Here is a 25,944-nt window from a genome sequence, read left to right on the forward strand (position 1 = left end):
GTCTCCTCAGGTCACCGTCAGGGCGCCCTGGTTGATGTTGACGACAGGGCCGGCCAGCATCACGGTGGCGCCCTGGCCATTGGACAGGGTGATGCCGATGTCGCTGATCGAAATCATCGCGCCTGTCTTGGTTTTGAGCAGGATGCCGCCCGTGGGGCCGGGCAGGTCGGAAATCATCAGGGTGTTCTGGCCGCCGGTCTGCAGCACGATGCTGGGCGACACCGGCAGGCCCGCCAGCGCCAGCGCGGGAACCTCGGCCGCCGAGCCCCAGAAGCCGCCGACCCAGATGGGGTAGTCGGGCTTGCCCTGTTCGAACTCGACCCACACGCCCGCGCCAATCTGCGGCAGCACGAAGGCGCCGCTTTGCTGGCCCGCGAAGGGCACGCAGGGCATGGCCCAGCTTGAGACGCCCAGGCCCAGCACGTCGGGCACCTGCACCTGCAGGCGGCCCATCTGCATGGGATCTATGTTGCTGATCACCACGCCGCGGAATTTGCCGTAGTGGCGTTGCGGTTCTGTCATGGGGGCACCAGGGGCAAGGTCGAGATCAGGCCGTTGCGGGCCAGCGAGAATTGCTGCCGGAATTCGCCGGCCTTGAGCGTGCTGTCCACGCGCTTGACGTAATACAGGCCATCGAAAGCCAGGCCCGCGCCGCGCACGCCCACCAGCTGGCGCGACTTGAGCACGTGGCCGTAGCGCAGCACATTGAGCGAGCCGTCGGCGGTGACCGCATCCGCGGTCGTGCCCGCGGCCATCGCGAGGCCGCGGCCCAGGGCGGCGGCCGGCGACAGCTTCGCGGTTTCCTTCAGCAGGGTCAGCCCCTTGCTCATCGGCGGCAAAAGACCCAGCGGCGGGCTGGTCAGGCTGATGTCCGGCACGGGCAGGGGAATCGGGAATTTGGTCAGCGGGTTCTGGATGAAGATGACGGGCAGGGACGCGTCAGACTGGTTGACCGAAAACGACAGGGAATCGACGTTGCTGTGCACGTCCATGCCCAGGTTCAGGGCGGGCTGCACCGGCCCCAGGCGGATCTCGGGGCCCCAGTAGGCCACATTGGCGCCGGGCATCGGGCCGGGCTCGATATAGAACACATGGCCGACCTCGGCCGCCAGCTGGCGCACGTAAGCCAGGTCGGTGCCTTCGTGAACGGGGATGCGTTCGACCGGAATGGGCACATCGGTGAACGGCGACGGCACGATCAGCGGCAGCATCCCGTACAGCGCGTAGCGCCCCACGATGGCGGCCACGCGGGCGGGCGGCGGCATGGCGGGATAGGGCAGGCCGCTCATGTCCTGCTTGTCCATCGCGACCGTCAGATCTTCGCCCGTGACGGTCAGGCGCGATTGGCCGGGCGCGTTGCCGTCGGTCAGTTCCTGGCGTGTGACGAGGCCGTCCATCAGCACTGTGGGCAGCCCGTTCAGCGTCGCGATCAGGATGACGCGCAGCCAGGGCACCTGGCCGCCCGCAATCACCAGCAGCGTGTTCAGCGGCGAGCGGTTGCTGATGGAGAACGTCAGCTGGAAGCCGCCGGGGCCGTCGGCGGACGAGGACACCTCGGCGCTTTCCAGCCCGTCCATCAGCGGCCGCGGCGCAGGCACGGGCAGGCCCGGGCCGACCAGCAGCGTCAGGTGCACGCCATTAAGCATCGCCGGCCCCCATGGCCGCACCCAGCGCGGCGGGCAGCGTTACGCGCAGGCTGCGGCCGGGTTGTTCCAGCGCCGCCGGGCGCGGCGCGTCGTTGCCGTCGGCCAGGCGCCAGAACTGCAGCGGATCGCCCAGCGCCGCGGCGGCCAGCCGGTCCAGGCGGTCGCCCGGCGCCACGCTCAGTTCCCCCACCGGCGTCAGCGCGGCGGGGTCGGGCAGGAAGCGGCGGCGCAGGTAGACCAGCGGCCGGCCGTCGGGGCCAGGCATTTCTGCCGTGGGCACATCGTGATAGCGGCTGTTGGCGGGAAAACGCTGGACGCTCATGGCAGGGACTCCAGACCGACAGCGCCCAGGTCGCCCAGGCCGGCCATGGCGGCCAGCCGCTCCTTGCGCTGTTGATACACCAGGTAGAGATGGCCGCCCTTGTCGCCGAATCCCAGGTCGCCCACGTGCAGCACCCGCAGGCCCAGCGACACCTTGGCGCGGATCGGATTGAGCCGGGCGTCGAAGGCCTCTTCCGTGATCGAGAAATCGGTCACGCGCACGGGCACCACGCGTTCCCGGCTCCAGACGAACAGGCTCAGCGGCGCCACGGTGGGCGCGATTTCCAGGGTGCCCAGGTTGGCGATCTGGTTGTTGCGGATGAGCGCGGCGCTGTCCGGATAGACGATCGTCTCCAGCGCGGCGAGCTGAGCGTGGATGCCCGTGTCGCGCGCCTGCGGATGGTCGTCGGGAAATTCGAGCTGGTCGGTGGCGTCCAGCTCGGCGTCCAGCTTGATCGTCTCGGCCGGCGGCCCCTTCAGGCGCAGCGGTTCGGCCGCAGCGCCGCCGTCGTCGACCGTCTGCGGCTGCAGCGACCGGGTCAGCGTCTCGGGGTTGTACTGCAGCGAGATCACGCGCTGCACGGCCCCGCTGGCCGGATCAATGAGGATGATGCCGCCGCGCAGCAGGCGGGGCGAAAGCGGGCCGCTCATGGGTAGGCCTGCGGTTCGGCGGCGTTGCGCACGGCGGTGATCTTCTGCACGCCCACCAGCGATTCGGGCCAGTGGCGCGCGGCGCTGAACAGCTCGGGGCGGTAGTCGAATTCCAGCACGTAGCGCGATGCCGGCATCCGCGCCACGCATTCCAGCTCCACGGCGCGCAGCTTGCCCGGCGGCTCGTCGACCATGACGACGTCCGCGTACCGCGTCTGGCACAGATCGAGCACTTCTCCCACGGTCTTTCCTACCCAGTCTTCCATGGCGGCACCTCGGGTCTAGATCAGATTCATGCTCTTGGGGACGGCGCTGGCCGCGTCCGGACGGCAGGCGCGGTAATAGCAGATGCCGCAGCCGTCGATGGACGCGCGCACGGCGGTTTCGACCTTTTCCTGGAAGGTGCCCGTCGCGGCCGCGAACGCGTCGTTCCAGCGCGTCTTGATGTCGACGTTGCGTTTGCGGCAGTCGTATACGGCTTCGTAGTCCTGGATGTTCAGGGCGTAATTGCAGCTGCCTGCGCCGACGTACTTCACCCAGCCCTGGTTGCCGGCCACGAAGTTGGCCACGTCGGCGCCGGAAAAGCTCACGCCCAGCCTGGACTTCTCGGATTTGCTGTAGGGATGCGTGTGGAACGTGCCCAGCGTGTAGTCGCCTTTCTTCTCCGCGGGCAGGCTGATGCTGCCGCCGCCGCCAGAACCGGTGCGGATGACGCGCTTGCCGTCCTTGTCGGACACGATGCGTCCGCCATGCTCGGTGACGGTGTCTTCGCCGTGGCCGGACTTGGACCACGCTTCGTTGACGGCGTCGAAGACATCGTTGGGCATGGCGTGCGTGGCGGGGCACTTGCGCGCCTCGGCCTCGGCCACGCGCAGGTCGCCCATGCCCGCGCGCTGCACCGTCTGCGACGCCGTGCCGCGCGTGGCGGCGGGGTGGGCAAGCGCATTCGCGGCGCGGTCGGCTTCGGCCTCTTGCGGCGAATGCTCGGGGCCCAGTTCCAGGGGCAGTCCCGGGCGGTAACGCGCTTCTTGCTGCACCACGTGCGCCAGTTCGTGCGCAAGCAGGGCGCGGCCCTGGCGCGTGCCCGGCGCATAGCGTCCGGCGCCGAACGCCACATGCGGACCCACGGTATAGGCCTGCGCGCTCAGGGCGCGCGCCGACGCCGCCGCCCGCGCGTCCGCGTGGATGCGGACGCGGCCGAAGTCATGGCCGTAGCGGTGTTCGAAATCCGCGCGGTCGGCGGGCGCCAGCGGTTCTCCGGTGCTGCGCAAGACCTCTTCAACCTGATCCGGGACTGCCAGTTTGCCGCGGCGCGCACGCCCGGTCAGCGGCGAGGCGGAACACGACGATTTGCCGCCGCAGCCGCAGGCGCAGCGGCGCTGCAGCAGGCGCGAGCGCGGCGGCGAGGCATCGGGCTGGGGCGCGAAGAGCGGGGCGGGGGGTCTCATGTCGATATCCCTGGATGGCGCGAGGCTCAGGCCTTGTTCCGCGCAGCGCTCGCCACCGCCTGGGCGGCGCGGATACCGGCCGCACGGGCGCTGGCGTCGCCCGGCGCCATGTTGTCGGCGACCACTCTCACCCGGCCGGCGCTTGCGTCGGCGGGGGCGCCGCTGTTTTCGGACGCGCGCCGGATCAGTTCATGCACCATGGCGGCGAAGAAGGCATTGCGCTGGGCCGCGTCATGGCTCGGCAGGCTGAGCGCACGGATATGCAGGTGTATTGCGGGCTTCATGGCCATCCCCTGGTTTCGGCGTCGGCCAACGGCCGTTCGCGCTTGGCGGCTTCGGCGTGTGCGGCTTGCAGCACGTGCGCCATGGTGACTTCGGTGCCGGCGTCGGCGGCCAGGAAGGCCGCGTTCAGCGCGACGTTGCGGATGCTGCCGCCCGTCAGGTTCAGGCGCGCCAGTTGGCGCGGGTCCAGGCCGCGGGTCGGCGTGGCGGCCGGGAACACGCCGCCCCAGATGCGGGCGCGCTGCTCCAGGTCGGGAAAGGGAAACTGCACGACAAAGCGCAGGCGCCGCAGAAAGGCGCCGTCCAGGTTCGACTTCAGGTTCGTGGTCAGCACCGCCAGGCCGCGGTAGGACTCCATGCGCTGCAGCAGGTAGCTGATTTCGATGTTGGCGTAGCGGTCATGGCTGTCCTTGACTTCGGAGCGCTTGCCGAAGAGCGCGTCGGCTTCGTCGAACAGCAGGATCGCGCCGCCGTCCTCGGCGGCCTCGAACAGGCGGCGCAGGTTCTTCTCGGTTTCGCCGATGTACTTGCTGATGACCGCCGACAGGTCGATGCGGTACAGGTCCAGCCCGGTTTCACGCGCCAGCGCTTCCGCGGCCATGGTCTTGCCCGTGCCGCTTTCGCCGGTGAATAGCGTGGCCAGCCCCAGCCCGCGCGATTGCGCCGCTGCGAACCCCCAGTCCTGGTGAACCCGGTAGCGCTGGCGCAGATGGGCGGCGATCTGGCGCAGCACCGACAACTGCGGTTCGGGCAGCACCAGGTCGTCCCAGCGGGCCGCGGGGGCCAGGCGCTGGGCCAGGCCATCCAGCCGGCGGCGGCTGGCCTGCGCGCAGGCTTGCCACAGCAAGGCGGCGGAATCGGCCGCTGAATCCTGCAACTGAGGCGCGAGCGCGGCCGCCGTGAGCTGCAGGCTGCGCGAGTCCAGCCCGAACTGGCTGGCGGCCTGTTCCAGCCCGGCGCCGGCGTGCGCGGCGGCTTCGGGTCCGAGCGCCTGCCGCCAGAGGGCCAGGCGGTCGGCCTCCTGCGGGCGGGAGACGGCGCAATGGCGCGACGGCGCGCGCAGGCTGACCGGTTCGCGCACGGCTAGAAAGCACAGGCCGCCTGCCTGCTCCGCGAATTGGCGCGCCGCGGGCGGCAGTGCGTCGGCGGCCTCGATGTGCAGGGCCGCGCCCAGCAGCACGGCGTCGCGCTGCCACAGCGTCAGCAGCGCATCGCGTTCGGCAGCAGCCGTGGGGATGTCTTCGGCCTGCATCGTCAGGCAGGACAGCCCGGCTGCGCGGGCGGCGCGCGCGGCCACGTCTTCCTGTGCGCCGGGATCGTCGCCTTCCAGCACGTACACGGGCAGGGGCCCGCCGTCTTCGGCGGCGATCCAGTCGGCGATGCGCTGCGCGGCAGCCGTGTGCGCGGGCGCGGCATGCGCCAATTGCTGCGTCGGCCGCAACAGGGGGCGCAAGCGCACATCCAGTTCGTTCAGTCCGGCAAGAAAGTGCAGGACACGTTCCTCGATGCGCAGCCGGGCGGTGCTGAGGTCGGCCGTGTCGTCCACGTCCAGCAGCCGCCAGCGGCGCAGCGGGCGCTGCGGCGACAGCGCGCTCCAGTGCGCGCCGTCCAGCGCGCCCAGCGCCAGCGAGAAGCTGGCGTGGCGCAAGCCGCCGCCGCGCCCCTGCGCCTGCGCGCACAGGTCTGCAAGGCCAGCGTCCATTTCCACGCCCGCGCACAACAGCAGCAGGTCGCGCTCGAAGGCGGACAGGCCGAACGCCGCGCTCAGCTGGTCCGCGGCGCCGTCTCCGTCCAGCGCCGCGCGGGCCTGCGCGAGCTGTTGCGCATCCTGGCGCGGCGGCGGTTCGCCGGGCTTTTCCAGGCGCGCGCGCAGCCGCGCGAACTCCGCGGCCAGCAGTTGCTGGTTGGCGTCGGTCCAGGGCAGGGGCGCGCGCGCGTTCATGGCAGCTCGATCAGACGGTTCAGGTAGCGGACCGGGACCGCCTCGCGGTCGACGAGCGGGCTCTCGATGCCGTCCACGCGCAGCCGCGCAAGAAACGTTGTGCCGGCCGCCGGCGCGTCGCGCCAGATGAAGGCGAGCTGGCTGGCGGGCGCCGTGTAGGGTTCGGCCGGCAGCTCGCGGTCGCCCAGCAGCAGGCTGGCGGATTGCCCCGCCAGCAGCGGCGGGGACACGCCCAGTTCAATGCGCACCGCAGCCGCAGCGCGCGTGGCGGAGGCGGGCGGCAGCACGAGGTCGGGCGCAAGCACCAGGGCCAGTTGGTTGCTGTCGCGCTGGCGCCCGGTATCGGCCGCCTGCACGGCAGCATGCACGCGGTAGACGCCCACGGGCAGATCCGCGGGCATGGTGAAGCGCAGCGACGTATCCGTGCCCGCATCGGCGGGCACGCTGCGCTCCGCCTGCAGCGCCGAGTGGCGCAGCGTCACCTGGCGCGCCAGACCGTCCAGGTGATGGCCCAGCAGGGTGACGGCCCCGCCGGCCACCGCCACCGGCTGCTTGCCCGCCGGCTGCACGGACAGCAGGGTGGGCAGCGGCGGCGTCAGCCCGGGGAACACCAGCACGCCGCGGTCGCGCGGACTGCCGGGTATCGCTTCGCCGCGCGTCAGCACCGGCAGCGCGCCGCGGGCTGGCCGCCGCGATTCGATCAGCACCACCGACACCTGGAACGCCGCGGTCGGACGATAGTTGGCCTTCAGCGCGGACCACAGGCGGGACATCTCTTCGGCGCCCAGTGCCGACGGCGTGACCTTCAGCAGCTCGATCTGGCTGGCCAGGTCCGCGCTGCGCAGGCTCTGGTAGACCGTGGGCAGGATGGCCCCGTCGACTACGTCCGGGTCCAGCGCGCGGCGCACGGCTTCGCGCGGCAGCATGGACGATTCGTGCAGCAGCTGCAGCGCATAGCCCAGCAGCACCTCGGCCTGCAGTTCGGCGCGGCCATAGGCGGTCAGCAGATAGTGCAGGTCCAGCGCCAGAGGCGGGTTGGAGATTCGGTCGCCTTCCGCGCTGCGCGACGGCAGGCCCGCGTTGCGCCAGGCGGCATTGTGCGTGACCTGATGCAGGAAAAGGTTGAGCTGCGGATCTTCCTGGTTGTCGAGCGAGACGGCATCCGGCGCCAGCGCCGACACCTTGACCCCGGCGCCCAGCGCATCCGTCACGGCGTGGTCGATCATGCCCGAATCCAGCAGATCCTTGAGCACGGCAGTGACCGCCGCGATGGCCAGTGCGTTGCTCATGGCAGCCCCGTCCGCCTGGCGGCAAGATAGGCGCGCAGCGATAGCGCCGCGGTGCGCGCGGGGGACGCGGCGCGCGGCGCGGGCGCGGGCGGAGCGACTTCGAGGCGGTCGATGGTGATGTGTATGTCGGGCGTTGCCTGGCGGGCCGGGGCGGGCCGGGAGACGGGCGCGTCCCGTTCGGGCGTGCGCGCGCGGACGGGCATGGACACGACGCTCGCTGCGGGCGCGGCGTCTTCCGCGAGTTCGCTGCGATCCGCCAGGGCGGGCGCAGCGTCCGGTCTGGTGGAAACCGGCTCGCCGACGCCTTGGGCTTGAAGCGCGCGCAGGGCGGCTTGCACGCCGCCCGTGGGCGGACCCGCTTTGCGCGCCTGCGAATCCGGCGCATCGGCGCGCGGCATGAACGTGCGGGGCCGCGGATCAGCGCTTTCGGTGGATGGCTCTGGGAAAACCTGCCGGGACGCGGGGCGGGGCGCCGTCGCTCGGGCCAGAGGCGCATCGGCCGCCATGGGCGCATCGCGTCCCGGGCCGCGCGCGCGCAACGCTGTCGTTTGTGCTTGCGGCGCCAGGCTGGGCTGCAAGCGCGCCCACCGGTCCAGCGTTTCCAGGCCCGCTGGCGGCGCCGGGGCATGCACGCTGGCACGCTGCGCAACAACGGCGGGACTGGCGTCCTGCCCAGTGTCTACCACCGCGAAGCCGTCCCGCGCGCGCACCGGCGACAGCGCGGCGGCGCTGCGCATGCGCGGCGCCAGGCCCAGGCTGCGGTCGGCAAGCTGGCGCAGGAATCCGCTCATGGCGCGGGCTCCCTGTCCGCCAGGTCCAGGTAGGCGGCGCGTCTGCCCGGCCCCAGCGCCAGCACCTGCCCTTCGGTCCAGCCGTAGGCGCGGGCCAGGCGATGCACGTCCAGCAGCAGGGCGCGGGCGCAGGCCGTGATGTCCTCCCACAGGCAGGCGTCCGCGTCCAGGGCCAGCGCCCATTCGTGCGCGCAGTCTACGCAGCTCAGCGACAGCTCGATGTTCGCGGCGGGGTCCAGCGCTTCCATGCGCGCTTCGATATCGTCCAGCGCCGCGCCCTGCGGCAAGGCGGTGTCGTCCGCGCCGCCTTGGCGGCAGGCGCGCAGCAGGATGATCAGGGCTTCGGCGCCATCGGCGGCATGCGCCGCCAGCGCCTGGTCGCGGCTGCTGGGCAGGCGCCAGGACGCGCCATGCGCCTCGAACACGGAATCGTCGGGAGGTTCGGACACCGCGTCCAGCAGCGCCGCAAGGTCGACATCGAATTCCATGGCCGAGCCGCAGGCGGGACAATCCGCGCACGCGGCCAGCCGCTGGCCGAAGGTGTCGCGGCGCAGGCGCAGCAGCGCCAGCGTGCGCCATCCCACGGGCCGCGCCGCGAGTTCCTGCAAGGCCGCGCCAGGCATCGCCATGGCCAGCGCCTGCAGGCCGCGGTCTATCGGATGGCGGTCACGGCCCGCTTCCCACAGCGCGAGAATCTGCGATTCGATCAGGGCGTCCATCGAAGCGCTCCATCAGGCCGGCTCGACGAAGCTGGGCTCGGAAGGCTCGGCGACTTCGTAGTCGCGCTCCCAGCCTTCGTTCTCGAGCTTGATGTTCTGGATCGCGACTGCGTTGGCGTTGGCGTCCAGGTCGGGCACGGCCTGGTACTCCGACACCCAGCAGCGGAACACCTTGTAGGCCAGCACCAGTTGGCCCGCCTCGTTGTAGACCTCGATGATGATGTCTTTGCGGAAGTCCTTCAGCGACACCTCGCTGCCCAGGCCCGACCCGAAATTCCACACCTTGTTGGCCCACTGCTCGAATTCGCGGTCGTGCGTGACGCCGCGCTCCAGCGTGACGGCCTCGTACTTGCTGCGGCCGGGCGATTTGCGGCCGCTGGACGGATCGCCGCCTTCGCGATGCTCGACCACTTCCGTGCTGCGCTTGAGCGCGGACACCTTGCTCACGCCGGCTACGTAGCGGCCATCCCATTTCACGCGGAATTTGAAGTTCTTGTACGGATCGAAGCGTTGCGGGTTGACGGTGAACTGCGCCATGGCGATCTCCTGGTAACCGTGGTCGGCGAGTCCCGGGCCGATGCGGCCCGGAACGGTCGCCGGGCTCAAGCCTGAATCTGGCCGGCCAGTTGCTGGATGCTGATGACGACGAACTCGGCGGGCTTGAGCGGCGCGAAGCCCACCAGGATGTTGACGACGCCGCGATTGATGTCGTCCTGCGTGGTGGTTTCGCGGTCGCACTTGACCAGGTAGGCCTCGCGCGGCGAACTGCCCTGGAACGCGCCCTGCCGGAACAGGGTGTTCATGAACGCGCCGATGTTCAGCCGTATCTGCGCCCAGAGCGGCTCGTCGTTGGGCTCGAACACCACCCACTGCGTGCCGCGGTAGAGCGATTCCTCCAGGTAGAGGGCCAGGCGGCGCACGGGCACGTACTTGTATTCCGACGTGAGCTGGTCGGCGCCTCGCAGCGTCCGCGCGCCCCAGCTTACGGCGCCATAGACCGGGAACGTGCGCAGGCAATTGACGCCTAGCGGATTCAGGCTGCCGTTCTCGCCATCGGTGAGCGTGGCGGCCAGCGAGACGACGCCCGTCAGGTTGGCGTCGGTGCCGGCCGGGGCCTTCCAGACGCCGCGATTGCCGTCGGTGCGCGCATACAGGCCCGCCACGGTGCCGCAGGGCGGCGCCAGGCGCGGTTTGCCGTTCTTGAGCGGGTCGGACACGTAGGTCCAGGGGTAGTACACCGCGGCATGGTCGGACTTGGGCAGCGCGGCGCCGGTGGCCACGGCGACCATCGAGGCGGGGTCGGCCGCTGTGGGCGGCGCGTCGACGATCATGAAGGCGCGCCGTTCCTCGCAGTAGGACACGGCGTCGGCCAGCACGCCGCTGTGGGTGATGGCGGGCAGGCACAGCAGGTTGAAGATGTCGGCGTCTTCCAGCGCGTACAGGCCCTGGCGCAGCGCGCGGCTGCCGATAAACGCCGCGTAGATGTCGTCCGGGCCGTAGGCCGTTTCCGTGCCGCCTTCCAGCAGGGCATCGACCGGCGGGGGCGAGGCCACGGCGCCGGCCAGCAGGTGCAGCGAACCGGCCAGGTCATTGGCCGGGGCCGCCGCCACCGCAATGGTGGAACCCAGCCCGCGCGAACCGCTGGCCAGCACCAGCGTGCTGCCTTGCGCACGGGCGGTGAAGTCGCGAAACGCCGGCGTGCCGGGGCGCAGCGCGCGCACGGCCGCTTGCAGGCGCGCGGCCACGTCCTCCAGCTTGGCGGCGGGCGAGCCGCCCGCGGCGGCCGCATCGCCCACACTGACCAGGTCCGGGCCCTGGCCGTCGAGCGTGATGCGCAGGCTGGTGTGCGTCGCATCGGGCAGCGCGTCCAGGTCGGTTGCGCCGAAGGCGTCGCTGGTCAGCGTGGCGGCGTCGGGCGTGGGCGCGGGGCGGATGATGGCCGCGCCGTCGGTTTCCACGCCGCCCGCCAGCGAACCCAGCATCAGCACGCCCGCCGCATTGTTGCGCGCGCCAGGCAGCACGCGCACGCTGGCGTTCTCGCCGCCGGCGCCGGAGGTCAGCACGATGGTGCTGCCGCTGCGCGCCGCCGTGAAATTGGCCAGCGCCGGCCGGCCCAGCGCCTGCGCCCGCACCTTGGCCTGGATTGCCGCGCACAGCGATGTCAGGCGCTGCGTCGGCGTGCCGCCCGAGATGTCGCCGGGCAGCGCGATGCTGACGCCCACAGGTTCCAGCCCGCTTACCGCTACGCGGAAATCGGTGTGGGTCGCGTCCAGCAGGGTCTGCACGTCGCCCAGCACGCCGCTGACGCTGGTGCCGGCGGGCAGCGCGTCCAGCGCGCCCTGGGACAGCGGCCGTTCCAGCTTGACCAGCTGGGAGGCGCCGCGCACCAGGTCCAGCAGGTAGCGAGCGTCCCGCGAATTCATCGACACGTTGGCGTAGCTTTCCGCCCGCCCGTCGCTGCCGCGAATGAACTGGATGTTGAAGGTGCTGGACGGCACGGCGGTCGCGTAGTCGACGCGGACCTGGATGCTGTTCCCGGACAGGCCCGGGTCCAGCGCCGTGATCGCCAGCACGTCCACCGCCGTCGCGCTGCGCAGCGTGCGCTGCGCGGGCGAGGCTTCCTTGACCACCCGCACGACCCAGGCGTCCGTGCCGCCGTTCATGAAGAACTGGCGCACTGCGTAGCCGAGTTCGGAGTCGTCGGCGAGCCCGCCGAACGCGCGCTCGTAGTCTGAAAAGCTGAAGATCCGGACCGCCTTGTTGACGGGGCCGCGAGGGGCCGCTCCCAGGAACGCCGCCACCGACGTCGAGACGCCGGCGATGGTGCGCACGCCGCTGGGAATTTCCTGGATGTACACCCCGGGATGGGTCAGGGTAAGGGCCATGAGCTACTCCTTCACACGACTTCTTGGATGAAGTGTTCTTGCCGTAGGAGATGCTTGGAAGACGCCGGCGCGCCGCCGGAAACAGGCAGGCGGGGCTGGCGATTCGCGCGAGGCTGCGCGTCGTGTGGCGGGCGTTGCGCCGCTCTAGTTGGATTGCAGCGAAAAGGCAATCGGGCAAAAGCAGCAAGCCCTGGTGAGAACGAGTTATAGAAGTTCTGCCGAATGCGAGCAATAGCTTTTTGACGGTGTTAACGTTCTGTTGCTTATTCAGGCCGTGTTCAGAATGCTGGACGTCCCGCCGATTGAAGGCGGTGTCCCGCTGGCGTATAACCCGTAGCGGCGGCGCCCCGAAATGATCCGGATGGCGGAGCCTGCGGCCGGCCTCCCAGACGGCCCGAAGTCTCCAAGGAGCGTGACATGACTGGCTTGTCCCGATTGCTACGTTTGCATGACCTGTCTTCGTGCTTTTGCACGCCTGCGGGGACGTTCCGCTGGACCTCGCGGCTGGCGGGCATGGCCGCGGGAACCTGCCTGGCGGTCGGCGCCGTCGCACAAGTCCAGGCTCAGAGCCAGCCTCCGAATCCGGCCGCGGCGGCCGCGCCCGCCCAGCCCGACGCCACCCCGTCCGATGGCGCCCCATCCGATGGCGCCGTAAGCGCGCTGCAGTGGCCGCGCAGCTTCACCGCCCCGGACGGGACGCGCGTCGAGCTCTACCAGCCGCAGATCGACTCCTGGTCCGCCGATCGCATCACCGGCCGCATGGCGGTGGCGGTCGGCGCAGCCAAGGGCAATCCGACCTACGGCGTGGCGGATTTCTCCGCGCGGGCCGAGGTCAACAAGCCGGCGGGGCTGGTGCACCTGTCGGACATCCGGGTCGAGCGCGTGCAGGTGCCCACCGCGCCGCAGCAGGCCGACAAGCTGCGCAGCCAGCTTGAAGCGCGCCTGCCCGCGAAGGGCGTGGTCACGCCGCTGGACGCGCTGCAGCTCAGCTACACGCTGTCGCAGGACAACCCCGCCACCAAGCCCGTGCCCGTCGATAACGCGCCGCCGCGCATCATCTACCGGACCGTGCCGGCCGTCCTGGTGCTGGTGGACGGCGCGCCCGCATGGGCCGCGCTGCCGCAGCAGCAGGGCTGGCGCCGCGTGGTCAATACGCGCGCGCTGATGCTGGGCGACAGCGCGGGCCGCCTTTACCTGCAGGCGGCGGGACATTGGTACGAGGCTGGCGGCATCGACGGACCGTGGAAGGTCATGGCCCAGCCGACGGCTGCGCTGCTGGCCGCCGCCGACGCGGCGCGGCGGCAGGCCGCGCCCGATCCGCTGATGCCCCATGGCGCCAAGGCGCCGCAGCGGGCGCCCGACATCGAAGTGTCCACGGTCCCGGCCGAGCTGCTCATCACCATCGGACAGGCCGAGCTGCGGCCGGTCCCGGGAACGTCTCTGCTGTCGGTGACCAACGCCGATCACGCGGTGTTCATGAACCCGGGCGACAACCGCTACTACCTGCTCGTGTCCGGGCGCTGGTTCCGCGGGGCCAGGCTGGAGGGGCCGTGGACCTACGTGCCGGGCAAGCAGCTGCCGCGCGACTTCGCAAAAATTTCGCCGCGGGATCCGCAGGGCGGGGTGCTGGTGTCGGTGCCCGGCACGCCCCAGGCCAAGGAGGCCGTCATCGCGTCCACCATCCCGCAGACCGCGACCGTGTCGCGCCAGGGCGCGACGCTGCGCGTCGTGTACGCCGGGGGCGCGCCGATGATGCGGCCCATCGAGGGCACGTCGTTGCGCTACGCCGCCAATTCCCAGGTGCCGGTCATCCAGGCCGACGGCCGCTACTACGCGCTGTCGAACGCCGTGTGGTTCGTGTCGGACTCGCCTACCGGCCCGTGGCGCGTCGCCGACCACGTGCCGGCCGCCATTTACGCGATTCCCGCCAATTCGCCGCTGCACTACGTGACCTATGTACACGTTTACGGCTCGACCCCGCAGAGCGTGGTGTTCGGCTACACGCCCGGCTACATGGGCGTGGTGGTCGCGCCCGACGGCACCGTTGTCTACGGCACAGGCTACGCGTATCCGCCGGTGATCGTGCAGGAGACCTGGGTGGGCTATCCGCCCAGCTATGGCTACAACGCGGCCTTTGACTCCGCGGCGGGCTTTGCATTCGGGTTCGCCGCCGCCGAGACCTGGGGCGGCGCGGCGCCGTACTGGGGACCCTATTGGGGCGCGCCTTACTGGGGCGGCGTCAACGTGAACCAGGTGGACGTCTATGGCGCCTGGGGCGGGTCCGGCGTGGTCACGCACGCAGCCGGCTGGAACGGCTGGACGGGCACGGAATGGCAGGGTACCCATGCCGAAGGCTACAACCCGCAGACCGGCGCCGCATTCGAAGGCACGCGGGGCGCGGCCTACAACGAATACACCGGCAATGCGGCGGCGGGACGGCGCGGCGCCTACACCGATCCGGTGACGGGCGCGTCGGGCGCCGGCCGCGCGGGCGTGGTCGAAAACGACGACGGCCAGTGGGCCGCGGGCCGGCAGGACGTGCGCACCAATCCGAACACGGGCCGCACCACGGCGTCGTCCGCGACGGCCACCGGCACGGCGGGGCAGGGACCGGACAGCGTGGACCGGCGCGGCGCCAGCTACAACCGCAACACGGACAGCGGCGTGGCGTGGAACAACGGCAACGTGTATGCCGACCATAACGGCAACGTCTACGAGCACAACGACAACGGCTGGCAGCAGCATACGTCGTCGGGCTGGCAGCCGGTGCAGCCCAACGCCCAGGCCAACGGAAACTACCTGAACGGCCAGCGCCAGGCGCGCGATTTTTCCGGGCAGGGCACGGGTGCGCAAGGCGGCTGGCAGGGCCGGAACATGGGCGAGGCCGGCGGCTGGCAGGGTCGCGGCGCGGGGGCGATGGAAGGCCGCAGCATGGGCGGCCATGGCTTCGGCGGCGGGGGCTTCGGCGGGTTCAGGGGAGGCGGATTCCGGCGCTGAGCGCCGGTCCCGGCGCGGGCGTCCAGTTATAAAATAATGCCGAGGCCTGCTTCGGGGCCTGCCGCTGGGAATTTCCATGTCCAAAGTCAATCACACGGATACCGTTCGCGAAGTCCTGATCGCCAAGCTCACCTATGGCGAATACATGCCTGGCCACACCTTCAAGCTGCGCGAGCTCATGGAGGACGAGGCTTTCCAGGGCATGAGCCAGACGCCGATCCGCGAAGCGCTGCTGCAGTTGGTGGCCAAAGACATCCTGATCGGCCAGCGCGGCTTCAGCGTACGGGTGCCCATTCCCTCCGTCGAGCACCTGACGGAAGTGCGCGCCATCCGCACCAAGCTAGAGGTCATGGCGGCGTTGAAAACGGTCGACGACTGGACGCCGAAGCAGATCGCCCAGCTTGAAAAACTGCACCAGGCCTTCGTCAAGGCCAAGTCGCGTGGCGACGTGCGCAACCAGCTCAAGCAGAACGCCCTGTTTCACATGGCCCTGTGCCGCATGGAAGAGAAGTCCTACCTGAAGACGATGATCCAGACGCTGTGGGCCATCACGGGTCCCAGCATCGGTTTCCTGTATGAAAAGGGATCGCCTTCCGTCTTCAGTGGCACGCATCCGCACGAAGACATCCTCGAGGCCTTGCGCACCGGAGACGCCCTGTTGCTCGAGACCGCGCTTATCCGGGACCTCTCCAGCTCGGGCACGAAGATCATGGAAGTGCTGCGCCAGAAGCTCAGCCCGGAAGCGCTGACGGTGCAGCCTTTCAAGAAGATGGAACGGGTGCGCGAGCGCCAGCGCGCGGGCCGCCAGCTGCAGCAGGTTGAGTAGCAGCGCGGCCAGCGGCGCGCGAAACCGCCGGCCGCTCGCGCGCTACTGATTGGTGGGGATGTTGGCCGCCTTGATGGCCTGGCCCATGAACTCGCGGCCTTCAATCAGCATCTTGCGATACTCGGCGCCATTGACCGCTACGGGTTCCATGCCGCCCAGCACGAAGACCTTGGACGTCTCGGGCGACTTGAGCGCCTGCATGGCCACAAGCTCAAGCTTGTCGCGCACGCCCTTGTCCACGCCCTTGGGAAAGGCCAGTCCCAGCCACGAGTCCACTTCCACGTCGTAGCCCTGTTCCTTCATGGTCGGGATGTCGGGCATTTCGGTCCAGCGCATGGGGCTGGCGCTGGCCAGCATGCGCATCTTGCCGGCGTTGACGTGCGGGATGATGTCCGACGGGTTCTGCACGATGACATCGACCTGCCCGCCCAGCAGGGCCGACACGGTTTCGGCGCCCGATTTGTAGCTGACCTGCTCGAACTTGCCGCCGGTCTTGCGGCCCAGCTCATACATGGCGATATTGTTGGGCGCCGACGGCGCGCCGAAGAACACGCCCTTGCCTTGCTTGGCGGCTTTCACCAGGTCGTCCAGCGTCTTGTATGGCGAGTCCGCGCGCACGGCCACGCCGTATTTGAAGCGCCCTACGCCGGCAACGAAATCGAAGCTGTCGGCCGTGTAGTCCACCTTCATCAGATGCGGCGTGATGGAAATGGTGGAGTACGTCACGATGCCGAACGTGTAGCCGTCCGCCTTCTGCTTGGCCAATTGCGATACGCCCAGTGTGCCCTGCGCGCCGGCGCGGTTCTGGACGACCACGGGCTTGTTCAGGATGGATTCCATGCCCCTGGCCAAGCCGCGCGCGGCGACATCCGTGTTGCCGCCGGCGCCGTAATTCACGTACATGTTCAGTTCGCGCTCGGGATAGTCAGCTGCCTGCTGCGCGTGGGCGGCCAGCGGCGCAAGGGCGGCGGATGCGGCCAGCGCAAGAATGATGCGTTTCGTAGTCATGATTGTCTCCTATTTTATCGGGGCGCCAGTTCATGCTGACGCCGCCGTCGATTTCCAGGCGCGCGCCCGCTCAGTTCAGCATCGGGATGTTCATTTCCTTGATGAACGCGCCCATGCTCACGTAGCCATCGCGCAGTTTCTGGTGGAAGGCAGGGCCATCGACCAGGTTCACGTACATGTGCTGGGTCTTCATGAATTCCACGTACTGGGGGTTTTGCAGCACTTTCAGGGTTGCGTCCTGCAGCTTCCTGCGCACATCCTCGGGGATGCCCTTGGGCGCAGCCAGCCCCAGGCTGCTGTAGACCTGCACGTCATAACCCTGCTCGCGCGCGGTAGGGACGCTTTCCTGGCCCATGATGCGCTGGCCCGTCATGGATGCGATCAGGCGCACCTGGCCTGACTGCACCAGCGGCAGGATGTCCTGCGGATTCTGCAGCGCCGATTCCACGTGATTGCCCGCCGCCGCGGTGGCGGCCTCCAGGCCGGACTTGTAGTTAACCTCTTCGAACTTGCCGCCGGTGGTCTTTTTCAGCGTGGCGTAGGGGATGTTGTTGGGCGCGCCCGTCACGCCGTAAGTAATGCCCTGGGGCTGCTTGCTGGCGGCGATGTAGTCGTCCATGTTCTTGATGCCGGACTGGCTGGGCACCACCAGGCCGTACGAGAATGTTCCGATCTCGCCGAAATAGGTGAAGTCATCCACCGTGAACGGCGGCTTGGACATGCGCTGCGCGGTGTAAGTCAGGGCGTTGTAGCCGGCGACGCCCAGCGAATAGCCGTCGGGCCTGGCTTTGGCCAATTGGCCCATCTGCAACGTGCCCTGCGCGCCGGGACGGTTCTGCACCACGATGGTCTGGCCCAGCTCCTTTTCCAGGAAGGTCGCGAACTTGCGCGCCATGACGTCCGTCGCGCCGCCCGCGCCATACGGCACGCTCAGTTCGATGGCACGGCTGGGGTAGTTGTCCTGGGCGTACGCCTGCATGGCGGCGCCGGTAAGCATGGCCAGCGCGATGGCTGGGCCCAAGGCTTTGAGTTTCATGCTTGTCTCCTCTTTTTTGTAGTCATGCCGGGTGGCCCCCGACTGCGTCACTGCATGAACAGACCTCCGTTGACGTCCAGCACCGCGCCGGACACGAAATCGCCCGAGGGGGCGCAGAAGAACGCGATGGCGCGGGCGACTTCCTGTGCGGTGCCCATGCGGCGCAGCGGCGTGTTGCCGTTGAGCCGCTCGGTGACGTCCGCTCCCGCCGATGCGGTCATGGGCGACGCGATACGTCCCGGCGTCACCGCGTTGCAGGTGATGCCATAGGGGCCGAGTTCATCGGCCGCGTACCGGGTCAGGCCCAGCACGGCGGTCTTGGTGCAGACATAGGCGACGCCGGGCACGGTGGAGCGGGTGCGGGCGGCCTGCGAGGAAAGATTGACGATCCTGCCCCATTCCTGCGCCATCATGTCCGGCGCGGTTTTCTGGATCAGCGTCAGCAGCGAGGTCAGGTTGATGTCCAGGACCTTGCGCCATTCGTCCGCGGACACCGCCAGGATCCCGCGGCCTTTGCCGTCCGGCGTCTTGGGGGATATCCCGGCGTTGTTGATGAGGACGGATACGCCTCCCCATTTCTCGCGCACGGCCGAGAGCGCGAGGTCGACCTGGGCGGTATCGGCAACGTCCACGGTCTGCGTCAGCACGCGGTCCGTGTCGCCCGCCAGCTCCGCCGGAAAGTTTCCGGCCACGTCCCAAAGCACCAGCCGGAAGCCGGCGGCGTGCAGCTCGCGGGCGGTCGCGGCGCCGATTCCTCCGGCGGCGCCCGTCACCAGCGCAACGTTCAATTTGTCTTGACCCATCATTTCTCCTGGAACCGGCCCGCCAGCGCGCGGGCGGCGGACGTTGGAACGGCGGCTTGCGCACCGGGGCGCCAGACGGCGCCCCGATGGTTCAGCTCATGAAGAAGCCGCCGTTGATGTCGATGACGGCGCCGTTGGTGAAACCGGCGTGCTCGCCGCACAGGTAGGCAATCCCGCTGGCCACTTCGATAGGGTCGCCGATGCGGCGCACGGGAATCTGCGCGGCATAGCCGTCATTGACTCCCGGCGCGGCGTTCTCGGTCATCGCGGAGAGGATGCGGCCGGGCGCCACCGCATTGCAGGTGATGCCGTGCGGGCCCATTTCGGCCGCCGTGGCGCGCGTCAGGCCCAGCACCGACGCCTTGCTCATCATGTAGAGGGGGCCCGACACGATGGACTTGCTGCGGCCGGCCAGCGATGCCACGTTCACGATCCGGCCCCAGCGCTTCTGCATCATCCCTGGCAGCACCAGTTGCGTCATCTGCATCAGCGCAAGAGAGTTGATGCGCATGATCTCGAAGAATTGCTCTTCCGTGGCATCCAGGAAGCCCTGCGGCTTGCCGTCGGCGCCCTTGATCGTGATGCCCGCGTTGTTGACCAGGATGTCGATGCTGCCGTGCCGGGCAAGGATGTCCTTTGTCGCCGCGCGCATATCCGCCAGGTGCTTCAGGTCAAGGATCACGGCATGGGCGCGCTCGCGCAGCGGGGCGGCTATCCGCGCCAGATCCGTGGGATTGCGGTCGGTGAAATAGACGGTGTGTCCGGCTTTGAGCAGCTCGACGCCGGTGGCGAAGCCGATGCCGCTGGCGGCGCCGGTGACCAATGCGACTCTATTCATGCTTGTCCTCACACATTGGAAACGGGCCGTCAGACGGCGGCGTCGGGGCTGTAAAAGGTGATGGGCGGATAGGCCTGGTCCGTGCACATCACCTCGATCAGGCTGCCCTTGTCGCTTTGGGCGGCTTGTTGCAGGGCCTCACGGATCATCGCGGGATCGGTTACGCGCACGCCGTTCAATCCCGCAGCGCGGGCCACGGCGGCGTGATCCACCGGAGCGAAATGCACGGCGCTCGTGTGTGAGCCGTATTTCAGGCATTCGGCGTGCTTCTGGTAGCCCAGGATGCCGTTGTTGATCAGGATGGTGACCACCTTGATGCCCATGCGCGCGGCGGTCTCCATCTCGGACCACACGTGGCCGAATCCCCCATCGCCGACCAGGCAGTACGTGGTGCCGCCGTCATTGGCGACGCGCGCGCCCATGGCCATGGGCATGCCCCAGCCCAGGCCGGCCAGGCCGCGCGGCGTCAGGAAGCGCTGGCCGCTCTTGCGCACCTTGAGATAGTTGGTCACCCACAGCGTGGAGTAGCTGGCGTCCGCCACCACGGTGTCGTCCTCGCCCAGCAAGGCGTCCAGTTCGGCCATGATGCGTTCGGGCCGGATCGGCGCCTCATTGCTCTGCAACAGGGGAGCAACTTCGCTCTGGTGCCTGTCGCGGCCGCGCGAAATGGCGGCGACCACATCCTTGCGCGCCGCCTTGCGGGCGCTGGTGTCGGCGGTCTTGGCCAGTTGCAGCATGGCTTGCAGCGTCGCCTTGGCGTCGCCCACCAGCCGCACCTGGGCTTCGTAGTTGCGGCCGATCTCTTGCGGGTCTATATCCAGGTGGATGTAGACGGCGTCTTTGGGGTAGAGGGCCCAGCTGTCGGTGCCGTTCTGATTGGTGCGATTGCCCACCAGCAGCACGACGTCCGCCTCGCTGATGAAAGGCTTGAGATAGCGGCCCGAGCCATTGGGCCCGAGGCAGTTGGCGATGACGCCCAGCGCCAGTTCGTGGTTGTCGGCGATGGCGCCCTTGCCCATATTGGTGGTGGCAAGCGGAATGCTCATGGCGTCGACGAAGTCTGTCAGTTCCTGCGCAGCCTGCGACACATGCACGCCGCCGCCGCTCACGATCACCGGTCGTCTGGCCGATGCGAGCAGCGCCACGGCCTGCTCCATGGCTTGCGGGTTGGCCGCGGGGCGGTCCAGCGGGAAGCGGCCCAGGGCGACCGTGCGCTTGAAGGGGGCCGGTACGGCCGCCTCCTGCAGCAGGTCGGCCGGCAGCAGCAACGCCACGGGACCTGGGCGGCCCGATGTGGCCGCGACGAACGCCTGATCAATGTAGTCCTCGACGCGCGAGGCCAGGTCGATGCGGCGCACCCACTTGCATACCGATTCCAGCATGGCAATGTGGTTCAGGTCCTGGAACGCATTCTTGTCGTGCTGGTCCCGGTTGACGTCCTGGATCAGCGCGATCACGGGAATCGAAACCTTCTGCGCCTCGGCCAGGGGAGCGACCAGCAGGGCTGCGGCAGGGCCGTTCTGCGCCGTCACGATGGCCGGTTTGTTGCTCATGCGGGCGTAGGCGTCGGCCATGTAGCCGCCCGCGTTTTCCGTACGGTAGGACACCTGTTTGATGCCGGCCTGCTCGGCGGCAAGCACGAACATGCTGGGCAGGCTCTGGCCGAAGAAATGGGTGATGCCGTGTTTTTTCAGCGCATTGGCAAGCACGTGCGCCACCGTGCCCTGCTTAGTGAAACCCGTGTCAGTCAGGGGACTGGTCATGAAAATGCCTCCGGTGTTGTTCTAGGTACCGGAGGCAGTTTAAGTGAATTATTTTATAAATTAATACTGGTTGACCCTAGTTCAGCCCCCTCAGTCCGTAACCAGATACGCCTGTCCCCCCGGTTTCAGATAGGCCTTCAGGTCCTGGAACGGCACCTGCGCCTGCGTGCCCAGGCACACGCCAGACGCATGGCCTACGCCGGACACCGACAGGCTCAATGCGCCTGGCGTGGCGGCGCCCAGCGCCAGGTATCCGGGCCAGAGTTCCCAGCATCCTTCCTGGGAGCGGTCCTCGGTCATTCCCGCTTCGTCGCGCGCGGCCAGCGATTTCTGGACCTGGCTCACCAGGTCGCGCAGCGCCGCGCTGGGGGGGCGGGACGCAGCATCGCCGGGCGCGTAGGCGTCGAAGATCCGGTTCCAGTCGAGGTATTCACCGCGCAGCAGGTCCAGGGTGTAGGGGTCGAAATGGTTGTTGGGATGGGCCCCGCCGCAATCCAGGCTGCCGGCTTCGGTCACCGTCATCAGCGCGCTGGACAGCCAGGGGACGGCAATGGTTTCTTCGTCGTAGTTGCCCAGCGTGCCCGCCGAGGGCGAGCCGCTGGTGTAGGCCGACGCCAGGCATGCCAGCGCCGCGTGGCTCATCCGCCAATGGCGCTGCTCCAGCAGGTGGTTCACGCGCGCAAGCACCTGCGCGTCGGGGTGGCGGCTAAGGCGCGGATAGCTGAATTTGGTGCGGGGGTCCTGCCACATGCGGTAGGCCACCTTGGCGCTGCCGACGTCGGGGCCGACGGGAACCGCGTGGCCGGCCAGCTTCAAGGCCTCGTAGGGCGCGCGCGTCGCATTGATATCCGCGTCGTCGTCGATGCCGCCATCGTTCGCCTGCGCGCCGGTCTCGTACTGCGCAACCCGCTTCAGGGTGAAGTTGCGCTGCTTGCCGGTGCGGGCGTCGGTCCACACGCCGCGGTAGCCTTGCTCGTCGCGCGTGCCTTGCCAGGTCGCGGCGGCGTCGGCCTGCGCGCCCGCCGCATTTCCGGCCTTGGCGGCCTCCCAATAAGGCTTGGGTTCCAGCAGCGCCTGGTCGGTGCCTTTCAAGGGGATGTCCACGCCGCGCTTCGGATAGAAGTAGCGCCCGCTCAGCTGGCCGTTCGGGGCCGTGGCGCTATCCAGTTCCATCACCACTTCGCCCGCGCCCTGCAGTTCGCCGGCATACACCGTGCGCTGGGCGGCGCTGACTGCGCCGGTGATCTGCGAAAGGCCGGCCAGCGCCAGCGCGCCCAGCCAGGAATGAGGAATGCGCGCGGGAGTCTTGAACATGGGCATCGAGCGTCCGTGGGCTTTGGGGGAACCCAATATACCCGAGGGGTGTGCACGTTGCGGCCGGCGCGCGGACGGTTCGCCGCCGTTGGTTGGGCGGATCAGTCCACCGGTTTCCAGCGCCCGGAATCCGGGCTGACCGCCGCGGGCGCGCCATCCGCCCAGACCTGTTCGTCATCGAGCCGCAGCGCCGTTGCAGGGTCGACATCGAATGCGATTCCAAGCGCTTGTGCGACCCGGGGGTCTTCGATGGGAAGCTCCCAGGTCAGGAACAGTTGCGCGAGGTCCGGGCCCGATGCGAAATCGGCTTCATCGAAGCCGCTGGCGCGGCGCGGAATGACGGCGTGGGGCTGGCAGGTGTCGAAGACCATGGCGACGCCCGGCTTGAGCGCGATGCGGTGCCCGGTGCCGGGAAAGTGCACGTCCAGTCCCTTGTCCTCGCTGAGGAACAGGTTGCAGAACGCGGAGCCGCCGTATTGGCCGCCGTCGTGGTGATAGCGCGCGCCGCGGCAGGCCATGAGCGCCATGTCGCTGGCGTCCAGGACGTCGCCCAGGCCCAGCGCGCGTGTCCAGTCGCGCATGGCCTGCAGGCACAGGCCGAATTCGGGCCAGCGTGCGCGGGTCCGGGCCAGCGGCATCTGTTCCACGTCGCCGGGTTCAAGGAACAGCCGTGTGCGGATTTCGCGGTCCCAATCGGCGAGCACGCGCGCGGGCGGCGCGGGCACGTCGACCTGGCCGGCGAGCAGGCGTGCGCTGACGCTGCGGCTGCGCAGGGTGTCCGCGCTCCAGAAGAAGGACCGCAGGCGGTCGTGGGGTGTGTGATCCATGGGCTGCTGCATAGCGGAAGACCTAGCCTCCGCGTCCTTCGTAGGCGCCTTCGCTGCCTTGTTCGTCTTCCATCGAGGCCTGGGCCCGTTCCAGCAAATAGCGCTTGAGGCCGGCCAGGGCGTCCGGCGACCAGTCGTTGACGCCGGTCACGGCGACCCACGCGTCCACATAGTGCTGCGGCGCAAAGACGTGGCCGTAGCCCATCGGCGTGTTGGTGCCCACGGCCATGTCCAGCGCAAGCTGCAGCATGGTGACCACGGGATACCAGCGCAGTTCGGGCGACACGTCCGGCCCCATCGGCTCGTTCATCCAGGCCGGGCGGCGGTACAGGTCGCGGTAGTCGAAGAACGTGACCGGGTCGCTGGCGTACTGCAGGTAGACGACACGCATCGGACCCCAGGGCGCGTCGTCGGGCACCGGCGACCCATACTGGTTCATGAAGCGCACGAAGGCGCCGTCGCGCAGTTCGGGCAGCCAGGCGGGCGATCCCGGGTTGCGGGCGTCGGTGATCGTGCGCCAGACGCGGCTTTCGAAAGGCGGGCCGCTCCACAGGGCGCCCTGGATGGGGTCGCCGATCATCTCGAAGAGTTCGGCCGATCCCGCGGAGTTCTTCGCGCCCAGGCTCAGGCCATGCAGGTACAGCCGGGGCCGCCGGTCCTTGGGCAGGCTGGTCCAGTGTTCGTACACAGCCAGGAACAGGGCGCGGGCGGCCTCAGCGCCGTACTCGGGCTGGGCCAGCAGCGACAGCGGACTGGAAAGATAGGAATACTGCATCGCTACGCTGGCGACGTCGCCGTGCAGCAGATATTCCAGCGAATCCGCGGCTGCGGGGTCGATCCAGCCTGTGCCGGTGGGGGTAATCACCACCAGCACGGAACGTTCGAAGGCGCCCACGCGCTTCATCTCGTCCAGCGCGAGCCGCGCCCGCGCCTGGGGCGTGGATGCGCCGCGCAGCCCGACATAGACCCGGATGGGCTCCTTGGCGTCGCGCCCCGATTGCCGCTGGATTTCGCTGGCGGTCGGCCCCGAGGCGATGTATTCGCGGCCAGCCCGTCCCAGTTCGTTCCAGCGGACCAGGGATTGCGGCCCGCCCGTCTTCAGGTCGGCGGTGGGCTGTGGGCGCTCGGGTTCGAGCAGCGCGTCGAATTCGCGGAACGAGGAGTCCAGCACGTGCAGCGCCCCGCGGAAAAACACGTCGGTGGCCAGCAGCCAGAAGATCAGGATCGCGATCGCCGCGCCCGTCACATTGGCCACGCGCCGCGGCACCACGCGTCGAACCTGCCTGGCCACAAAGCGCGCGAACCGCTTGAACAGCCGCGCCAGCGCCAGCAGCACGGCGAAGGTCAGCAGGGCGATGATGCTGACCTTCACGGGATGGGCGCTGGTCACCGGCTCCATCTGCATGAGGGCGCGGATCGTGTTCTGCCATTCCGCCGCGCGGCCCAGGAATACGATGGCAACCCCCAGGCACAGCAGGCCGATGCCGGCGTTGATGAGACGCGCCGCGCGGCCCTTAGGCTCGGGAAGCTCCATGTAGGCCCACAGCCAATGCCACAACACGCCCAGCCCGTAGCCCGCGGCGAAGCAGGCGCCGGCAAGCACGCCCTGCGTGACGTGGGTGCGGGGGATGAGGGTGGGCGTCAGCGCCGCGGCGAAGAACAGCGTGCCGAGCATGAGGCCGATGCCGGACAGGGATTCCAGGTGCGACCGAAAGAATGAAGGCAGGTGACGATGCAAGGTTTGCTGCACGGTGGGTGTCCTCATCCGGAAGGGAGTGGCATGGATTCTCGCACGTTGCCGTGCAACGTACGCCGGTGTTCAGTCCCTGTCGGGCGCGCCCAGGGGAAACAGCGGCCGGTAGGGCCGGGCGTCTTCCACGGCGCGGGCAAACGACGGGCGCGCCAGGAGGCGCGCGCGGTAGGCCTGCAGATGGGGGTAGGCGCCAGAGATCCGGCTGGTCCAGTCGGCATAGAACAGCGAGGGGGCGGCGGCGCAGTCGGCCAGCGTGAATTCCGCGCCCGCCGCCCAGGTCCTGGACGCCATCAGCGGGTCCAGCCACGCGTAGGCGAGCTCCAGTTTTTCCGTGGCCAGCGCCAGCCCCTCTTTGCGCCTGGCGGGGTCGCCGGACAGCGCGCCGTTCACGGCGTGCTGCACCCAGTTCATGACGTGCAGGTCGAAGAACCGGTCCAGGAAGCGCACGTCCAGCGCGGCCATCGGGTCGGCGGGCAGCAGGCGCACGGGGCCGGGGTGCGCAAGCTGCAGGTATTCGATGATGATGCTGGTTTCGGCGATGTCGCGTTCGCCGTCCACCAGCAGCGGGAACTTGCGCAGCGGCCAGCGCCGCAGCCACTCCTGCGCATGGGCCGGCGAGTCCGGCCCGATCGGGCGAAAGTCGAAGGGGGTACTGTTTTCGTACAGCGCGATGAGCACCTTCTGCGTGTACGAAGAAAAGGGATGACCGTAAAGCGCGAGCTGCATTGCGGATTCTCCTGGGGCTGGCGCACAGGTTAAAGGGTATGGGGCTGTTTCACCAGACGGACGGTGGCCGATTCCCGGC

24 protein-coding genes are annotated in these 25,944 nt (G+C 69.0%); 2 read left to right on the top strand and 22 right to left on the bottom strand.

All coding sequences use genetic code 11. The features are described from left to right. Positions 1 to 6 precede the first annotated feature (6 nt). The 13 genes from KYC_RS19135 to KYC_RS29935 are packed head-to-tail and all read right to left on the bottom strand — an operon-like array spanning position 7 to position 11,974. On the bottom strand, positions 7 to 522 hold the full coding sequence (locus KYC_RS19135; RefSeq protein ID WP_008165400.1) for a phage baseplate assembly protein V: 516 nt from the start codon (positions 520 to 522) through the stop codon (positions 7 to 9). Then, positions 519 to 1,646: a hypothetical protein gene (locus KYC_RS19140; RefSeq protein ID WP_043518920.1), complete on the bottom strand. Its 1,128-nt coding sequence runs from the start codon at positions 1,644 to 1,646 to the stop codon at positions 519 to 521. The genes KYC_RS19135 and KYC_RS19140 overlap by 4 nt, the downstream gene beginning before the upstream one ends. Then, a complete protein-coding gene (locus KYC_RS19145; protein ID WP_008165404.1) occupies positions 1,639 to 1,968 on the bottom strand; it encodes a hypothetical protein in 330 nt (109 codons plus the stop codon). The genes KYC_RS19140 and KYC_RS19145 overlap by 8 nt, the downstream gene beginning before the upstream one ends. Next, on the bottom strand, positions 1,965 to 2,618 hold the full coding sequence (locus KYC_RS19150) for a hypothetical protein (protein ID WP_008165406.1): 654 nt from the start codon (positions 2,616 to 2,618) through the stop codon (positions 1,965 to 1,967). The genes KYC_RS19145 and KYC_RS19150 overlap by 4 nt, the downstream gene beginning before the upstream one ends. Then, complete coding sequence (locus KYC_RS19155; RefSeq protein WP_043518922.1) at positions 2,615 to 2,884, bottom strand: hypothetical protein; 270 nt, start codon at positions 2,882 to 2,884, stop codon at positions 2,615 to 2,617. The genes KYC_RS19150 and KYC_RS19155 overlap by 4 nt, the downstream gene beginning before the upstream one ends. 15 nt (positions 2,885 to 2,899) lie before the next feature. Continuing rightward, entirely contained in the window at positions 2,900 to 4,066 is a 1,167-nt protein-coding gene (locus KYC_RS19160; RefSeq protein WP_008165410.1) for an eCIS core domain-containing protein, read from the bottom strand. 26 nt (positions 4,067 to 4,092) lie between these two features. Then, positions 4,093 to 4,350: a hypothetical protein gene (locus KYC_RS19165; protein WP_139026531.1), complete on the bottom strand. Its 258-nt coding sequence runs from the start codon at positions 4,348 to 4,350 to the stop codon at positions 4,093 to 4,095. After that, on the bottom strand, positions 4,347 to 6,290 hold the full coding sequence (locus tag KYC_RS19170) for an ATP-binding protein (RefSeq protein WP_008165414.1): 1,944 nt from the start codon (positions 6,288 to 6,290) through the stop codon (positions 4,347 to 4,349). Before KYC_RS19170 ends, KYC_RS19165 begins: the two co-directional genes overlap by 4 nt. Next, positions 6,287 to 7,579, bottom strand: a complete 1,293-nt coding sequence (locus tag KYC_RS19175) for a Pvc16 family protein (protein WP_008165417.1) — start codon at positions 7,577 to 7,579, stop codon at positions 6,287 to 6,289. Before KYC_RS19175 ends, KYC_RS19170 begins: the two co-directional genes overlap by 4 nt. Next, positions 7,576 to 8,370, bottom strand: a complete 795-nt coding sequence (locus KYC_RS19180) for a hypothetical protein (protein ID WP_008165419.1) — start codon at positions 8,368 to 8,370, stop codon at positions 7,576 to 7,578. The genes KYC_RS19175 and KYC_RS19180 overlap by 4 nt, the downstream gene beginning before the upstream one ends. Beyond that, positions 8,367 to 9,089 carry a hypothetical protein gene (locus KYC_RS19185; RefSeq protein ID WP_008165421.1) on the bottom strand — a complete coding sequence of 241 codons (723 nt, stop codon included), beginning with the start codon at positions 9,087 to 9,089 and terminating at the stop codon, positions 8,367 to 8,369. The genes KYC_RS19180 and KYC_RS19185 overlap by 4 nt, the downstream gene beginning before the upstream one ends. Positions 9,090 to 9,101: 12 nt before the next feature. After that, positions 9,102 to 9,695: a phage tail protein gene (locus tag KYC_RS19190; protein ID WP_238531960.1), complete on the bottom strand. Its 594-nt coding sequence runs from the start codon at positions 9,693 to 9,695 to the stop codon at positions 9,102 to 9,104. Then, positions 9,692 to 11,974, bottom strand: a complete 2,283-nt coding sequence (locus KYC_RS29935; RefSeq protein ID WP_008165425.1) for a phage tail sheath subtilisin-like domain-containing protein — start codon at positions 11,972 to 11,974, stop codon at positions 9,692 to 9,694. The genes KYC_RS19190 and KYC_RS29935 overlap by 4 nt, the downstream gene beginning before the upstream one ends. 417 nt (positions 11,975 to 12,391) lie before the next feature. Here KYC_RS29935 and KYC_RS19200 point away from each other — a divergent pair, with 417 nt between their 5' ends. Next, entirely contained in the window at positions 12,392 to 14,971 is a 2,580-nt protein-coding gene (locus tag KYC_RS19200; RefSeq protein ID WP_043518925.1) for a hypothetical protein, read from the top strand. A 76-nt stretch (positions 14,972 to 15,047) separates the two neighbouring features. Next, the gene (locus KYC_RS19205; RefSeq protein WP_008165429.1) at positions 15,048 to 15,797 is read left to right on the top strand and encodes a GntR family transcriptional regulator; all 750 of its coding nucleotides are present in this window, start codon (positions 15,048 to 15,050) and stop codon (positions 15,795 to 15,797) included. A 42-nt stretch (positions 15,798 to 15,839) separates the two neighbouring features. On the opposite strand, the gene KYC_RS19210 is transcribed toward KYC_RS19205, so the two are convergent. From KYC_RS19210 to KYC_RS19250, 9 genes are all read right to left on the bottom strand, one after another. Continuing rightward, positions 15,840 to 16,805: a tripartite tricarboxylate transporter substrate binding protein gene (locus KYC_RS19210; RefSeq protein ID WP_008165430.1), complete on the bottom strand. Its 966-nt coding sequence runs from the start codon at positions 16,803 to 16,805 to the stop codon at positions 15,840 to 15,842. 70 nt (positions 16,806 to 16,875) lie between these two features. Next, positions 16,876 to 17,841 carry a tripartite tricarboxylate transporter substrate binding protein gene (locus tag KYC_RS19215; protein ID WP_008165432.1) on the bottom strand — a complete coding sequence of 322 codons (966 nt, stop codon included), beginning with the start codon at positions 17,839 to 17,841 and terminating at the stop codon, positions 16,876 to 16,878. A 47-nt stretch (positions 17,842 to 17,888) separates the two neighbouring features. Then, positions 17,889 to 18,647, bottom strand: coding sequence for an SDR family oxidoreductase (locus KYC_RS19220; RefSeq protein ID WP_008165434.1), 759 nt, complete (start codon positions 18,645 to 18,647; stop codon positions 17,889 to 17,891). An 88-nt stretch (positions 18,648 to 18,735) separates the two neighbouring features. Then, positions 18,736 to 19,482: an SDR family oxidoreductase gene (locus KYC_RS19225; RefSeq protein ID WP_043518927.1), complete on the bottom strand. Its 747-nt coding sequence runs from the start codon at positions 19,480 to 19,482 to the stop codon at positions 18,736 to 18,738. Between the two features lie 29 nt (positions 19,483 to 19,511). Beyond that, positions 19,512 to 21,245, bottom strand: a complete 1,734-nt coding sequence (locus tag KYC_RS19230; RefSeq protein ID WP_008165437.1) for an acetolactate synthase catalytic subunit — start codon at positions 21,243 to 21,245, stop codon at positions 19,512 to 19,514. 90 nt (positions 21,246 to 21,335) lie between these two features. Further along, positions 21,336 to 22,565 carry a hypothetical protein gene (locus tag KYC_RS19235; RefSeq protein WP_008165438.1) on the bottom strand — a complete coding sequence of 410 codons (1,230 nt, stop codon included), beginning with the start codon at positions 22,563 to 22,565 and terminating at the stop codon, positions 21,336 to 21,338. A gap of 95 nt (positions 22,566 to 22,660) precedes the next feature. Next, on the bottom strand, positions 22,661 to 23,386 hold the full coding sequence (locus KYC_RS19240; protein ID WP_043518940.1) for a hypothetical protein: 726 nt from the start codon (positions 23,384 to 23,386) through the stop codon (positions 22,661 to 22,663). Positions 23,387 to 23,408: 22 nt separating this feature from the next. Next, entirely contained in the window at positions 23,409 to 25,136 is a 1,728-nt protein-coding gene (locus tag KYC_RS19245) for an alpha/beta hydrolase (RefSeq protein WP_008165440.1), read from the bottom strand. A gap of 69 nt (positions 25,137 to 25,205) precedes the next feature. Then, positions 25,206 to 25,865 (bottom strand): glutathione S-transferase family protein, encoded by a 660-nt coding sequence (locus KYC_RS19250; RefSeq protein WP_008165441.1) that lies wholly within the window; start codon positions 25,863 to 25,865, stop codon positions 25,206 to 25,208. Between the last annotated feature and the right edge of the window lie 79 nt (positions 25,866 to 25,944).

The sequence above is a fragment of the Achromobacter arsenitoxydans SY8 genome (assembly GCF_000236785.1).
In the GTDB taxonomy this organism is placed as follows: domain Bacteria; phylum Pseudomonadota; class Gammaproteobacteria; order Burkholderiales; family Burkholderiaceae_B; genus Achromobacter; species Achromobacter arsenitoxydans.

Coding starts and splice junctions, on each gene's coding strand:
- KYC_RS19160 (WP_008165410.1), bottom strand. CDS start 4,066: ATGAGACCCCCCGCCCCGCTCTTCGCGCCCCAGCCCGATGCCTCGCCG.
- KYC_RS19215 (WP_008165432.1), bottom strand. CDS start 17,841: ATGAAACTCAAAGCCTTGGGCCCAGCCATCGCGCTGGCCATGCTTACC.
- KYC_RS19225 (WP_043518927.1), bottom strand. CDS start 19,482: ATGAATAGAGTCGCATTGGTCACCGGCGCCGCCAGCGGCATCGGCTTC.
- KYC_RS19250 (WP_008165441.1), bottom strand. CDS start 25,865: ATGCAGCTCGCGCTTTACGGTCATCCCTTTTCTTCGTACACGCAGAAG.
- KYC_RS19205 (WP_008165429.1), top strand. CDS start 15,048: ATGTCCAAAGTCAATCACACGGATACCGTTCGCGAAGTCCTGATCGCC.
- KYC_RS19185 (WP_008165421.1), bottom strand. CDS start 9,089: ATGGACGCCCTGATCGAATCGCAGATTCTCGCGCTGTGGGAAGCGGGC.
- KYC_RS19150 (WP_008165406.1), bottom strand. CDS start 2,618: ATGAGCGGCCCGCTTTCGCCCCGCCTGCTGCGCGGCGGCATCATCCTC.
- KYC_RS19135 (WP_008165400.1), bottom strand. CDS start 522: ATGACAGAACCGCAACGCCACTACGGCAAATTCCGCGGCGTGGTGATC.
- KYC_RS19170 (WP_008165414.1), bottom strand. CDS start 6,290: ATGAACGCGCGCGCGCCCCTGCCCTGGACCGACGCCAACCAGCAACTG.
- KYC_RS19175 (WP_008165417.1), bottom strand. CDS start 7,579: ATGAGCAACGCACTGGCCATCGCGGCGGTCACTGCCGTGCTCAAGGAT.
- KYC_RS29935 (WP_008165425.1), bottom strand. CDS start 11,974: ATGGCCCTTACCCTGACCCATCCCGGGGTGTACATCCAGGAAATTCCC.
- KYC_RS19155 (WP_043518922.1), bottom strand. CDS start 2,884: ATGGAAGACTGGGTAGGAAAGACCGTGGGAGAAGTGCTCGATCTGTGC.
- KYC_RS19235 (WP_008165438.1), bottom strand. CDS start 22,565: ATGCCCATGTTCAAGACTCCCGCGCGCATTCCTCATTCCTGGCTGGGC.
- KYC_RS19210 (WP_008165430.1), bottom strand. CDS start 16,805: ATGACTACGAAACGCATCATTCTTGCGCTGGCCGCATCCGCCGCCCTT.
- KYC_RS19200 (WP_043518925.1), top strand. CDS start 12,392: ATGACTGGCTTGTCCCGATTGCTACGTTTGCATGACCTGTCTTCGTGC.
- KYC_RS19145 (WP_008165404.1), bottom strand. CDS start 1,968: ATGAGCGTCCAGCGTTTTCCCGCCAACAGCCGCTATCACGATGTGCCC.
- KYC_RS19220 (WP_008165434.1), bottom strand. CDS start 18,647: ATGATGGGTCAAGACAAATTGAACGTTGCGCTGGTGACGGGCGCCGCC.
- KYC_RS19140 (WP_043518920.1), bottom strand. CDS start 1,646: ATGCTTAATGGCGTGCACCTGACGCTGCTGGTCGGCCCGGGCCTGCCC.
- KYC_RS19180 (WP_008165419.1), bottom strand. CDS start 8,370: ATGAGCGGATTCCTGCGCCAGCTTGCCGACCGCAGCCTGGGCCTGGCG.
- KYC_RS19230 (WP_008165437.1), bottom strand. CDS start 21,245: ATGACCAGTCCCCTGACTGACACGGGTTTCACTAAGCAGGGCACGGTG.
- KYC_RS19165 (WP_139026531.1), bottom strand. CDS start 4,350: ATGAAGCCCGCAATACACCTGCATATCCGTGCGCTCAGCCTGCCGAGC.
- KYC_RS19240 (WP_043518940.1), bottom strand. CDS start 23,386: ATGGATCACACACCCCACGACCGCCTGCGGTCCTTCTTCTGGAGCGCG.